A 13,557-nucleotide genomic window follows, 5' to 3' on the forward strand; every position below is an offset into this window, starting at 1 on the left:
AAATCTTTAATTATTTTAACAATTCTTTGTACTTTTCTTCGTACTTTTCAACGTCACCGGCACCCATGAAAACAACTACCGCATTGTGGTATTGCAAAAGTTTGTCCATGGTATCCATGTCGATACCTTCACTACCTTCAATCCGTTGCTCCAAATCAGCACTAGAAACATTTCCAGCATTTTCACGAATTGAGCCAAAGATTGGGGTAACAAAAGTCTTATCTGCTCGGCTAAGCGATTCTGCAAAACCATCAATGTAAGCGGCCAATCGTGAATATGTGTGAGGCTGGAAAACAGCGATAACTTCACGATCTGGGTACTTTTGCCGTGCCGCATCAATTGTTGCTTTAATTTCGCTTGGATGGTGAGCATAGTCATCAATAATGGTCGTATCCGCAATGTCAGTTTCGCTGAAACGACGCTTTACCCCACTAAAGTTGGCTAGTTCCTGTTGGATCTCATCCATGTTCATGTGCTCCATGTATGCAACCGCTAGTACCGCCAAGCTATTAAGAACACTGTGTTCACCGTATAAGTGAATGGTAAATGTGCCAAGCTTTTGGTCGCGGAAGTAAGCATCATATGTTGAGCCTTCTGGTGTCCGTTGAATGCTTTCTGCCCGGAAATCATCATCTGGATTAGTTCCATAGTAGTAAACCGGAACATCAACATTTAAGTCACGAAGACTAGGATCGTCTCCCCAAGCAAAAATTGCCCGTTGAACTTGCTTACCGTATGTTTCAAATGAATCACGGACATCTGCCAAATCATTGAAGTAATCAGGGTGATCAAAGTCAACGTTTGTCATAATTGCATAGTCTGGATGGTAGGCAAGGAAGTGATCACGGTATTCATCGGCTTCAAAAACAAAGAAGCGTGCATCCGCATTTCCTTTACCTACTCCATCACCGATCAAGTAGCTAGTTGGTTCAACTGCCGCTAATACGTGTGATAACAATGCAGTCGTACTGGTCTTACCGTGTGCTCCGGCAATCCCAATACTAGTATGATTCTTAACCTCATTTTCAACAGCCTCAGGGTAACTTAAAATTTTAAGGCCTAATTCATGTGCTCGTTTAATCTCTGGGTGATCATCATCAAAAGCGTTTCCTTGGATAACAATCATCCCTGGTTTCAAATTGGCTGGATCAAATGGCAAAATTTTAATTCCCGCCGCTAATAATGGCGCTTGTGTAAATGTTTCCTTTTCAATATCTGAACCTAGTACTTGGTGTCCTTTGTCATGAAGGATACGTGCTAAAGAGGCCATCCCGGTCCCTTTAATACCAACAAAGTAATATGTATTTTGTTCCATCAATCCAATTCCTTTCAACAATTCAATTTAAAATAAATGCGAGGGGTAGATCAGTAACTATGATCCATCCCTCACTAAATAATAAAGCATTATAAAATTTTGGCAATAGTAATCAGCTGTTTTTTGTTAGTTTTCTGGGTAAAACGTATCGGCCTTAGCAAAATCAACCGGTTCACCGACTTCTTGCCAGTCATCAGGGATAATGAATAGGCCCTTTTCATCGGGAGCATTCTTAATCCGTAGTTCACGGAAACCACAGAGCATTCCGTCACTATCAACACCCATCAATTGACCAGGCCAAATGATCTTACCGTCTGGCATCATCGCACCAGGCCGAGCAACTACGACTTTAATACCTTCTGCAACATTAGGAGATCCACATACGATTTGGACAGTCTTATCATCAGCAATCCGTGTTTGCGTTACTTTTAAGTGGTCAGACTTAGGATGGTCAGTGATCTTTTCAACATAACCGACCACAAATTTAGGATCTTCGTCAGCCGTTAAGAGCTTATCAAAGCCCGCTTCTTGTAACTTTGCATTTAATTTTTCAACTTGGGCTGCATCCAAAAATACTTGCCCGTTTTCACTTGTTAATTCTGGTAAGACCTTGCTGGCGTTCATAAAGTTATAGCCAAGTAATGCACCATCTTTTTCAGCGGTGATCTGAGCTACATCATCAGCAATCTTAGTAATTTGGTTATCCGCATCTGGAGCGGTAATAACGACTAAAATGTCGCCTAATTCATTGGGATTGTAACTTGAAATTAACATCAAATATTCCTCTCTCTAATATAATCTACCATTTTATATTATTACATAAAAAGAAGACTATGAAAATCTAATTTAAAACGGCTTTACAATTTTAAGTACTGATGGATTTAACATCAGGGCTTTATTTGTTTAAAATTTAAAATAAAAAAGCGAAAGATGGTTGGACCCCGTCTTCGCTAAGAAAGGACCATCTTTCATGAACAATTCTATCAAAACTATCTTAGGAATTAAAGATCCTTACCTCAAACTAGATGAAAAGAATTTTGATAACCCAATTGAAGATCAACCTAATCAAATCATTGTCCATCTTATTCAAACTTACCCCATGCATTGCCCAAAATGTGGACACTTAATGTGTAAAAATGGCTATAAAACAGTTAATTGCTTGGGACCAGAGCTTCACTTTAAGCCAACAATCTGGTCGATTAAAAAGCAAAAATATATCTGTAAAGCTTCTTCTTCTTGTCCTGAAGTAGTTACTAAATTAGCAGCCGTTGAAGATATTCATTATCGTAATCATATCTCTTTAGCGATAAAACAACGGGCAATGATGCTTCTAACAAAAAACGAATCACAAAGTGATTTAGCCAAAGAATTAAATGTCTCTGACTGGACAATTAGACGAGTCATTACAAATCTTGATCAGTTTTTTAAGCCTAACTATCATTGGTTACCTCGCCATATTGCCTTTGATGATTTTAAGTCTGGTCGCTTTGCCCCCAGCGGAATGAGTATGATTCTAATGAATATTGAAAATAAGCGGACGCTTGATATTATCTTGTCACGTAAAAATAGCTATCTGCGAAAATACTTTCTTCGATATGACCGTTCAGCACGCTTAGCAGTTCAAACAGTAACGGTTGACTTGTACACTCCTTACCGCCATTTGATTCATGAGCTTTTCCCCCACGCTTTAATTATCGCTGATCATTTTCATATTGTTGCTCAAGCATATCGTGCATTTAACAAAATTAGGATCCAAGTAATGAATCGTGCCGGTGCTGGCACTCATAAATGGCGTGCACTTAAGCACTTTTGGAAATTACTCCTAACGCCTGCTAATGAGCTTAAATATGATAATTATTGGTCAAGGCGTAACTTTAGTTACGCTCAATTAACTGATGTTGAAGTCATTCATCGTCTTCTAAGCTTTGATAATGAACTAAAAAGAGCTTATGAATACTATCAAAACTTAATTCTGGTGATTGCTCATCGTAGTAAGAAAGAATTAAAAAACTTACTCGCGATTAAATGGACGCAGCTTCCCCAAGCACTGCAAAAAGTTCAGCGTACTCTTCGCAGACATAAACAAGAAATTTACAATAGTTTTAAATATGATACCTATACAAATGGTCCCGTTGAAGGAACTAACAATAAAATTAAAGTTATTAAACGAACTGCTTATGGCTTTCGTAATTTCTTTAATTTCCGAATTAGAATCCTCCTTGCATTACCAAATACCTACATTGCAATAAACTGGAGAAATAAACAAACAGCTCATGCCAAAGTCCAGGCACAAGCTGCTTAGTAAAATTATTTTATTTTCTCATCAGTACTTCTTGACGAAGAGCCTTTAAAACTAAAGAAGGCTGAATAATTCAGTCCCTTTATTTTCACAGCCTTCTTATTTTACTTCAAATTGTTTAAAAAATCTTCAACTTGTTGCTTAGTTTTACGATCTTTATTGACAAATCGACCAATTTCTTTACCATTATCATATACAATGAAACTTGGAATTCCAAATACATTTAATTCAGCAGCGAGGTCGATGTTTTCATCGCGATCAACTTCATAGAAAGTATAATCACTGAAGTCTTGTTCGATCTCAGGCATTGCCGGCTTAATAAAACGGCAATCTGGGCACCAACCAGCTGTAAAGAAAAGGACGACCTTGCTATTGCCAATAGTTTCAATTAATTGATCTTCTTTTAATTGTGGTAATCTTTCCATAATCCTCATCCTTATATCATTTTAGCAATATTATACCATGCTTCTTATCTATTGTAAGTAATCTGCTTGTAAGGACTAGATATTTGGATTTTAATAATTAAAAATGATAGAATAAATGAGAAGTTAAGAACGGATTAAATTTAAATAGTGAAGGAAGCAATCATATGAATGCAAACAATAACTCCCTCAACCCCTGGCTGATTCCAGTCACATTAGGTGCGTCTGGAATCGCCGGTTTTATCGCTGGTAAACTTTTTGGTAACCGCCAAATATCTGCTGAGCGGATCTTAAAATTAGTCAAGAACGATTTTGCAAGTGAAGGTTCTCTAACCGGTAGCTGGATCAATGATAAAGCAGTACCTTTCCAACGATTTGCGGTTAAAACCCATGCTTATGAAGGCGGCGTTTCTCGTCTAGAAGATGGCGAAGAAGTAGATTACGAGTTTATTGCTGACGCGTATACTGGTAGTCTATTGGAATTAAAACGAATTGAGAATAACTAAAGTAAAGGCTGGGGACAAATTTTCCCAGCTTTTTTAATTAAAGGAGAACTATCATGAATCTTAATGACACAATTCAAGAATGTTGGAGCAAAATTGACGAAGGACAGGTAGCGACATATATTCCCGCTTTAGCAAAAGTTGATCCTTATTAACTTGGCGTTTACCTTTTCGACGTCACAAATGATAAAAAAGTAGAAGCAGGAGCATCGCAAGTTCGGTTTGCCATCGAAAGCGTCTCGAAAGTAATTACCCTCCTCTACGCCATTGAACGTTTAGGCTTGTCAGCAGTTGAAGAGCAAGTGGGAACACGCCAAACCGGCTTCCTGTTCGATACGATCCTTAACATGGAAATCACTAAAGAGGCACATCCTCTCAATGCTTTTATTAATAGTGGTGCCATCCTCATCAGTTCATTAATTGAAGAACAAGATGGGCTTTCTCCCTTTGACCAAATCCTTGAATTTAGTCGTAAAATCTGCAATGATCCCGATATCACCCTCAATGAAGAGATTTACCAATCAGAGTTGCGAACCGGGGATATGAATCGGTCGTTAGCTTACTATCTCAAAGCCAAAGAAGTCCTCACCAATGACGTAACTCTTAGCCTTGGTACCTATTTTAAGCAGTGTTCAATGATGGTCACTTGCCAAAGCTTAGCCAATCTCGGCGCCGTCCTTGCCAATGACGGGATCGCTCCTTGGAATAATGAACGAATCATTTCAAGTGAGGCCGCCACATATACAAAATCGGTCATGATGACGACCGGCCTCTACAATGAATCAGGAACTTATTCCGTTAAAATCGGTGTCCCCACTAAGAGCGGTGTCTGTGGTGGTTTAGTTTCTGCTGCCCCCAATCATTATGGGATCGGAATTTTCAGTCCGGCACTCGACCATGCTGGTAATAGTGTTGCCGGGCTAGCACTCCTTGAACTCATCAGAAAAAAATTAAAGCTTGATATTTTTAGGTACTAGTTGCAAATATTCCCTTCCTTAGCAGGCTCGACTTAATTAAATTTAACGTTCAATTCAGTTTCCTTAATTTACTATTCTAATTAGATATTCAGGCACATCCCAAGGATACTTTTAGTATAATTAAGGTAATTGATGCATACGCTTTCACCAACAAGGAAGTTTATCATGACGTATCCAGTAACAATCGGTCATTCAAAAGTTAAAGTAAATCCCCTCGGTCTTGGAACAAACGCTGTTGGCGGTTATAATCTCTTCCCGGATTTAGATGATCAAGCCGGCATTGATCTTGTTAAGACTGCTTTAGATAATGGAATTAATTTATTAGACACTGCCTATGTCTATGGCTTGGGTCATTCAGAGGAACTGATCGGACAAGCCATTCAAGATTACGATCGGCATAAAGTCATCATTGCAACAAAGGGCGCTCATGATTTTTCAACGGGTAAAGAAGTTATTAATAATGATCCGGATTTTATTACTAAGCAGGTCAATGACAGTTTAAAACGGTTGCAAACTGACTACATTGATATTTACTATCTGCACTTTCCTGATCATGATACGCCGAAAGCAGAGGCAGTCGGTGCTCTGCAGAAATTACGGGAAGAAGGAAAGATTCGGGCAATCGGAATTTCCAATTTCAGTCTTGATCAAATTAAAGAGGCAAATGCGAATGGTTATGTTGACATTGTAGAAGACGAATTCAGCCTTCTTCATCAAGATCATTTAACGGAAGGAATGCTAGACTACCTGAATAAAAATAAGATCAGCTTTGTCCCTTACTTCCCGCTAGCTTCTGGACTATTGACTGGAAAGTATACCACTGATGCAACATTCCCTGCTGATGATATCCGCAGTCAGATTGCAGACTTTAAAGAACCGCGTTACAGCACAATCTTACATGCTGTTGATCTCGTCCGTCCAATTGCTGATAACCATCATGCTACGATTGCTCAAATAATCCTCGCATGGTACCTGCAAAATCCACTCATTACTGCGATGATTCCAGGAGCTAAAAATGCCCGTCAAGTACTCTCTAATGCAAAAGCAATGAAAATTGAACTTTCGACTGACGAATATCAAACAATTGAACAAGCATTCAATCAATTTAAACAAATTAAGAGTGGTAAATCATTAAAAGATCCAGACTAAGGGGTAAAACCACCAAATCGTTTAAAAAGGAATTTATCATGAATTATTTCATCACTAGTCGCCAAGATTTACACACCTCGGCCATCAAACTTGCCCAAGTCAAACGGCTACGAATTTTCGATCATCTAAATGTCCCTGCGATCATTGTCACGATGCTGTATAACTTCGACCATCAAACTGTTGAAGAAAAGCTTAAAGTTAAAGGTCGGGTCCTTAACATCTACCAGTATTATCAACAGCTTCCTTATCGTGATGATCCCACAGTTGATCAAGCCATTATTAAGCAGGTATTGACTGTCCCTGGCTGCCAAGTTAAGGACAATTGTGCCCTACGCAATGACAAAGTGCGGGTCCGCGTGAACTTCCGCAACGGACGGTTATACTATATCGACTACCTTGATCAGTACGGCTTTACCAATCGACGAGACTTTTACGATCAAGGATGCCGGACCTATACTGATTATTTTGAAGATAAGGGACGGTTAATTGCCCGCCAGTATTACGATCATGATGGACAAGTAAAGATAATCTATCATTATCGCGGTGGTGAAGGTAATGTCCCCATTCTTACCCTCATCCAGCTAGTTGATCAAGGGCATGAATGGCAATTTGATAATGAAATCTAATTTCGGGCGCACTTTTTAGATGAGCTTGTTGGAGATGATCCCCAATCAATCCTTATCAGCGATCGTTCTAATATCGCATTAAAGGCGTTTACGCTAATGAAAAAGCCAGCCAGACGGTACCAAGTATTTCACTCGGCCTTTACCGACAACGGCCAAAGCAATGGACCAATTTCGGCAATCTACCAGCCAATCGCAACAATGCTCGCAAAAGGACAGCTAAGCGGGCTGATCTCTGCCACGCAACGGGAAGCTCAAGACGCTGCGAAACGGTTTCAAACTAACCAGAGCTATGGCATCCCCGTGACTTATTTGACGAGTGCAGAGCTCACAAAAGAAATCCCCGTTAGCCAACGCCAGACAGGAAAATTCATTGCGGTTGCGCGGCTTTCCAAAATCAAACAACTTGATCATATTATCAATGCGATTGTTCGTCTTCACCAAGACTTTCCGCAAGTTACCCTCGATATTTATGGTTATAGCGATAGTTGGAATAAAAACCAAACTGCTAATGCTCTGAAGTCACTGGTAAAGGAAAATAATGCTGAAAGCTACATTAATTTTGTCGGCTATTGTGATGACCTTAGTGCTGCTTATGAACATGCTCAAGCCGAAATCTTAACAAGCTATTATGAAGGCTTTGCAATGGCAGTTCTGGAAGCACAGGGTCATGGTTGCCCAGTTGTTAGCTATGACATCAACTATGGTCCAGCAGATATAATCGATGACCAGCAGAGCGGTAAACTGATTCTGCCAAATGATCAAGAGGTCCTGTATCAACAACTGCGAAAACTATTAGCAGATTCCGATCTCGCAAAGAAGTACGCCCACCATGCACAAAAAGCAGCACAAAAATACCGCTTCGATCATGTCGCTAAAAAGTGGCAAAAGTTAATTAGTAATAAAGAAAAGGAGTAATCCTCACAGCCAAAATAGCTGAGGGTTACTCCTTTTTAGTAGGAAATTAATCTTTCCGTTTCTTATTTACTTTTGTTAAACCAAGTGCTGAGAGAAGACCAGCAAAACCAAGACCAATTAAGCTTGATGACTTTTGATTACCAGTTTGTGGCAATTGGTGAGTACCTTGCTTAGTAGTTGGTTGCGTTGATGAAGAATTAGTAGATTCAACAATAGAAGTTTCGCCTTTCTTGGCAGTGACCTGGGTAGTCATTGGTTGTGGTTCTTCATTCTTTTGTTCACCAGGTAATTGCGTGTTTGATTCAATTGCTGGTTGTTCTGTTGGTTGAGCAGTCGGTTGACTTGTCAGCTGCTCTGTTGGTTGACTTGGTATTTCTGCTTTCGGCAAGTCGTAGTTCAACTCAGGACCAGACTGACCATAGTCAAGCTTTGGTAAGTCATACTCAGTTGATGGACCCTATTGACCGTAGTCAAGCTGTGGTAATTTATAACTTGACTCTGGACCACTTTCACCTTTGTTCTTTTCGTAAACTAATACAAGATCTTGAGGATTATCTGAAGTTGGTGTCAAAGTAATTTCGTTAGCTGTACCACTAATCCAATGCCAAGTACCAACCATATCATCAGAAGTTGCGTACTTGTCGCCCTTATTTAAGGTAATGTACTTCTGAACTACTTCATCCATAGTTTGAGTATCATGGTTCCATTCGATATTACCAGCTTTAGTAGTTGCAACTTGTGTTGTCTTACCATTTGCATCCTTAACAGTTTCTGGAGCGGTGGTTTGACCAGTTACCATATCTACATAAATATGAACATCAAACTCAACCTTTTGAGAAACCGCATCCTTCAAAGGACTATTGGCATCATTGTTTGCAACAAAGGTAATGTTTCGAGTAAATTCCTTATGCAAATCGCTAGGATCAACAGCACGTTTTCCATCTGGATCTTTGGGCACGTCATCGACTGGAGTATTTGGTGTAATGTCCTTAACTGCGTGCTTCAAGTAAACATATTGATCTTGAACATTCTTGGTTAAAGTTTGCTTACCGAGTAAATCACCCTTGGCATTATCAGATAAACCAACTAAAACATAACCATCCTTTTCGTAATCTGCTGGATTCCATAACTTATTAGTCGCATCTGGAGTGTCGCCAACATAGGTCTTGTCTTCACTACCGACCCCAGTTACTAAATAATCGGTAAGTTCATGACCGTCAGTTGGAGCATAAGTGGTCTTATCTTCAACGCCGTTAACATCAATGTAGTGAATGTTGTATTGGGCTTTTTGTTTGTAGATTAAGTAACCGTCAGCAATCTTGTTAGGAGTATCAGTCTGCCAAGTGTCGCTAGTTGGATCGCCGTACGATACTTCGCCGTTCTTATCAGTTGAGACTAAGTACCACTCACCATCATCAGTACCACGCTTTGCAGCTTCATCAGTAGATAAAGTTATAGTTTCTGGAGTTGTAACGGCAGCAAAATTCTTATCATCTGTTGTCAAGCCAGTACTCTTGTCAGCATTTACAGTCCAAGCAATTGCAGGAAGCGTACCATTATTCAATGCATCAACAAACCATTCGCCATTTATATTTTGTCTAGCATTAACTCCTTGACCCGTAACAGCGTCAATATAGTAAGTACTACTAGTCAAAGTTACATTTTGAGTTGTATCATCTTGTAACTGCTTACCATTTTCATCATTTGCTACATAGTGAATTGTCCGCGTTGCTGTCTTCGTATCAGTATGTGCAATAGCCTTATTTGTAGTTAAGTGAATTGTATATACATACTTAGCGTCATCTTCAGTCCCTTCACTATGCTTGGCATTATCAGCATTATTAATACTAATACTACCAAAGTCATCGCTTGCAACCGTGTATCCTTTACTCTTGTATTCATCAACTTGATCATAAATACTTTGACGAGTCTTCTCAGCTCGATCACGCGTGTATTGATAATCATCTCCGGCTTCTGGTACCGGATTCTTTTCATAAGTATTTAACCCGTGGTGCTAGTTAATATCTTACCAGTTACATCATCAATAATTGATACTTTGTATAAAGGACCATATGGATCAAAACCATGTATTTCGCCACTATGCATTGGATCATTGGGATCATACTTTACAGCTGGTGCATGAGCATACTGTCCATCGTATCCTTTAAACTGATACTTATCCTTATAAATATATTCAGGGAAAGTATCTGTTGTGACGGGAGTCCATTTACCATATGTCACTTGCCCATCAGTATTGATAGTCTTTGTACGCGTAAACTCAAGAGCTTGGCGGCCACCATAATGCTGCTTAGTTACATGATCGGTGTTAATCCCTTCATCATTTTCATTGGTCATCCCGTAGTAGAAGTAACGATATACTGTCTCGTGCGTCCCGTCAGCTGATACTTCGGCATCTGCTGTATTAAAATACACTTGATTATTTGGAACGTAATCGCCAATTTTTATTTTTGTATAGTCTACCGTATAAACTACTGATTGATTATCAAAAGCACTTCCATTGGCTAATGAATTCCAATGATCAAGATCAAGTAATTTATCAAATGATTCCGTTGTTTCAACTGCTTGAGACTTCCACTGATGTGACACGTCCGGTGACATGAGACGATAATGAATATTTCGAATAAGAGTAATTGGAGCATATTTTTTTGCTGTGTTTGGTGTTTTAAATGAATTTGAAAGCTCATTTCAGGGCTAGTAAATTCTTTTGGAGCTTGATATGCACCAGCTGGTTCATAATACCCAATATCTAAGATATCAAGCATCCTTTTAATACTCATCGTACCGTTATTTATTGTATGCTTTCGGACTAACCTTATCGCCAACTTTACCGTATGCATAATGATGACCATTATCTTCGCTTGGCAAATATTCTGAATAATCTACTATCTTTCCGTTATCGTCATCATCAACAAACGTTAAATCAATTCTTGCATTCTGTTCGGTAGCAGATTGAGAAACCTTACTTTCTTCAACTGGAGTATTTTGTGTATTGACGTTATTTTTGTTTAAATTAGTAATCGATTCATACTCGTTATCCTTTACCAGTTCTTGATTCTTTTTATTATTCAGTTGATCTGTGCTCTCATCACTTGTTTTATTTACTAATTGTTGTTCCTTTTGTGAATTACTACTAGTATTTTCGGCTGCGTTTTGTTCCTCATTAGTTTGTTTATCAGCTTGTACAACAGAAGTAGAAACCAGCTGCGTAATATCGGTATTTGCTGTTGTTGCTTCTTCCATAGTAGGTGTGCTATCAGCGTGTGCTACTGTACCTCCGACCATAAAAGTAGTTCCTAGTAACACAGACGCAACACCAACACTGAGTTTTCTTAACCCAAATCGTTGCCGTTGTTGCTCCATTTTGCGTACATATTCTTGTGCATTGTTCTTCGACATTCAATATCCCCCCATATATCTGTACGTCATAACTTGTTATTTATATTTGGCAGATTGTAAAATTTAAGTTGAACATTTAAGTGGACAGAAAAACCCATCAAGGTCTTTAATGGTGTTACCACACAATCCATTAGAAAGAAGGACCTTGATGAGCACCACTATTTTATCATTCCAGAACCGTGTTGTCATTGAAACGCTTCATAATGAAGGACGTTCCTTGCGATACATCGCTAACTACTTAGGCTTTAGTAAGACCACCATCTTTAACGAACTTCACCGGCTAAATAGTGGGTATCAAGCTGAACTAGCGCAAACTGACTTTGAACGCAAGGTTAGTCAACGGGGGCGGAAGTCTTCACTCACTAAAAGCCTTAAGCACTTGATTGAGGAAAAGATTCAAGTCCAGAAGTGGTCCCCTGAACAAGTTGCCCATGTAGTTGGGATTGCCTACAAGACGGTCTATAACTGGATTGATCAAGGATGGCTTGATGTACAGTTACCCGATTTGCCTGATCATGGAATTCGTCGTCATCGTGCTAAAGAAAAGCGTGGTACGTTCAGTCACGGCCGCTCCATTGAGGAGCGTCCTCATAAAGTCGAAACTCGCCAAGAATTCGGCCACTTTGAAGCTGATACCGTACTTTCTGGCAAACGTAAAGGTCAAGCTGTGGCGACTTTTGTGGAGCGTAAGAGTCGCCTGACAATTGTTAAACGGCTCCATGGTCGCGACAGTCAGTCCATGACTCAAGCCGTACTTGAACTAGCTAGTCAACTTCAAGACAAGCTCAAGACGCTTACCGTGGATCATGGGAAAGAGTTCGCTAACTATCAGGCAATTGAACAGCTAACGGGTACTCAGGTTTACTTTGCCCATGCCTATTCACCGCACGAACGCGGTAGTAATGAGAACCGTAATCGAGTTTTGCGACGGTTTATTCCCAAGGGACAAGCCATTGAAGAGCTGAGCGATCGCCAGCTGGTTCAAATCAATTGGTATCTGAATTCCCGACCACTTAAATGTCTTAACTGGCACACACCAATCGAGATCTTCTTGATTAATCTACGTCACTAAATTCGTTCAAGTTATTTCTTGCAATCTGCCATTTCGAAAATATTCTAGCACATATTTATCGAACCATAAATACAAAATTATTATTTCATTAATGGTGGGATTACTTTTAAATACACTTTTTCACTTGGTGTTGCTATAAAGAAATCGATTTCTCACCCCAGCAAAAAAGTAAAAAAAATACTAGTCAGCAAGCATTCGTCTACTTACTGACTAGTATTTTACTTAAAATTAGCAATTAGCTTATAGATTGGTTGGCCTTTCGCCGCAAATTTTTGTTCATATTCCGTCTCAACATTATGTTCATTTTCTTCGCTGTGGTGCAGGTCTAACCAGACGCCATCAAAGATCATCCCATAGTTATTCATGCTTTCCAAGGAGAATTCAAAGAGACCCATGTTATCAGTCTTCAGTTCAATTACCCCTTGATCTTGGAGGATCTGCTGATAGGTTGCTAAGAAGGTCTTGTAGGTCAGGCGCCGCTTAGCATGGCGTTTCTTCGGCCATGGATCAGAGAAGTTAAGGTACATCTTCGCAACTTCCCCATCTTCAAAGTATTCTTGCAAGTCTTCTCCATCCCCACAAATCAATTGCAAGTTTGGCAAGTCTTCCTCAAGTGCTTTTTTGAGGGCAATTGCCGCAACAGTCCGCTGAATCTCTAATCCGATAAAGTTGATTTCTGGATGAGCCTTCGCCATGCCAATGATAAATTGACCTTTCCCCATCCCAACTTCTAAGTGGAGGGGTTGTTCTTTTGCAAACCGTGATTGCCACTTACCCTTAAATTGAGTGGCATCATCAATCATTAGTTCTGGATGGGCAGCAATTAATGGATCAGCCCACTTTTTATGTTTCACACGCATAA

The 13,557-nt window shown here is 39.6% G+C and carries 10 protein-coding genes and 3 pseudogenes; 6 read left to right on the forward strand and 7 right to left on the reverse strand.

All coding sequences use genetic code 11. The annotated features are described in order from the left end of the window. Nucleotides 1–10: 10 nt before the first annotated feature. Together murC and ytpR are read right to left on the reverse strand one after the other, a co-directional pair. Nucleotides 11–1,315 carry a UDP-N-acetylmuramate--L-alanine ligase gene (gene murC / locus SH603_RS07195; RefSeq protein WP_168240549.1) on the reverse strand — a complete coding sequence of 435 codons (1,305 nt, stop codon included), beginning with the start codon at nucleotides 1,313–1,315 and terminating at the stop codon, nucleotides 11–13. Nucleotides 1,316–1,441: 126 nt separating this feature from the next. After that, complete coding sequence (gene ytpR, locus SH603_RS07200; protein WP_085678885.1) at nucleotides 1,442–2,089, reverse strand: YtpR family tRNA-binding protein; 648 nt, start codon at nucleotides 2,087–2,089, stop codon at nucleotides 1,442–1,444. Between the two features lie 196 nt (nucleotides 2,090–2,285). Between ytpR and SH603_RS07205 the strand changes: the two genes are divergently transcribed. Then, nucleotides 2,286–3,617, forward strand: coding sequence for an ISL3 family transposase (locus SH603_RS07205; RefSeq protein WP_094128766.1), 1,332 nt, complete (start codon nucleotides 2,286–2,288; stop codon nucleotides 3,615–3,617). Between the two features lie 101 nt (nucleotides 3,618–3,718). Here the strand turns inward: SH603_RS07205 and SH603_RS07210 are convergent, their stop codons facing one another. Then, a complete protein-coding gene (locus SH603_RS07210; RefSeq protein WP_078009436.1) occupies nucleotides 3,719–4,039 on the reverse strand; it encodes a thioredoxin family protein in 321 nt (106 codons plus the stop codon). Between the two features lie 164 nt (nucleotides 4,040–4,203). Between SH603_RS07210 and SH603_RS07215 the strand changes: the two genes are divergently transcribed. From SH603_RS07215 to SH603_RS11345, 4 genes and pseudogenes are all read left to right on the forward strand, one after another. After that, nucleotides 4,204–4,542, forward strand: coding sequence for a PepSY domain-containing protein (locus tag SH603_RS07215; protein WP_065533125.1), 339 nt, complete (start codon nucleotides 4,204–4,206; stop codon nucleotides 4,540–4,542). Between the two features lie 53 nt (nucleotides 4,543–4,595). Continuing rightward, nucleotides 4,596–5,516, forward strand: a pseudogene (glsA, locus tag SH603_RS07220) (glutaminase A). 165 nt (nucleotides 5,517–5,681) lie between these two features. Beyond that, the gene (locus SH603_RS07225) at nucleotides 5,682–6,665 is read left to right on the forward strand and encodes an aldo/keto reductase (RefSeq protein WP_169473672.1); all 984 of its coding nucleotides are present in this window, start codon (nucleotides 5,682–5,684) and stop codon (nucleotides 6,663–6,665) included. 38 nt (nucleotides 6,666–6,703) lie between these two features. Then, nucleotides 6,704–8,206: pseudogene (locus tag SH603_RS11345) on the forward strand (glycosyltransferase). Nucleotides 8,207–8,252: 46 nt separating this feature from the next. On the opposite strand, the pseudogene SH603_RS11350 reads toward SH603_RS11345, so the two are convergent. From SH603_RS11350 to SH603_RS07255, 3 genes and pseudogenes are all read right to left on the reverse strand, one after another. After that, nucleotides 8,253–9,518 (reverse strand): annotated as a pseudogene (locus SH603_RS11350) (LPXTG cell wall anchor domain-containing protein); the annotation flags it as partial. 689 nt (nucleotides 9,519–10,207) lie between these two features. After that, nucleotides 10,208–10,813, reverse strand: coding sequence for a hypothetical protein (locus SH603_RS07250; protein WP_169478254.1), 606 nt, complete (start codon nucleotides 10,811–10,813; stop codon nucleotides 10,208–10,210). Between the two features lie 198 nt (nucleotides 10,814–11,011). Beyond that, complete coding sequence (locus tag SH603_RS07255; RefSeq protein ID WP_152698187.1) at nucleotides 11,012–11,623, reverse strand: YSIRK-type signal peptide-containing protein; 612 nt, start codon at nucleotides 11,621–11,623, stop codon at nucleotides 11,012–11,014. Nucleotides 11,624–11,771: 148 nt separating this feature from the next. Between SH603_RS07255 and SH603_RS07260 the strand changes: the two genes are divergently transcribed. Beyond that, on the forward strand, nucleotides 11,772–12,695 hold the full coding sequence (locus SH603_RS07260; RefSeq protein ID WP_321533676.1) for an IS30 family transposase: 924 nt from the start codon (nucleotides 11,772–11,774) through the stop codon (nucleotides 12,693–12,695). Nucleotides 12,696–12,913: 218 nt separating this feature from the next. Here SH603_RS07260 and trmB read toward each other — a convergent pair whose 3' ends face one another. Then, entirely contained in the window at nucleotides 12,914–13,555 is a 642-nt protein-coding gene (gene trmB / locus SH603_RS07265; protein ID WP_078009439.1) for a tRNA (guanosine(46)-N7)-methyltransferase TrmB, read from the reverse strand. Between the last annotated feature and the right edge of the window lie 2 nt (nucleotides 13,556–13,557).

The sequence above is a fragment of the Limosilactobacillus reuteri genome (assembly GCF_034259105.1).
Taxonomy (GTDB): Bacteria; Bacillota; Bacilli; order Lactobacillales; family Lactobacillaceae; genus Limosilactobacillus; species Limosilactobacillus reuteri_G.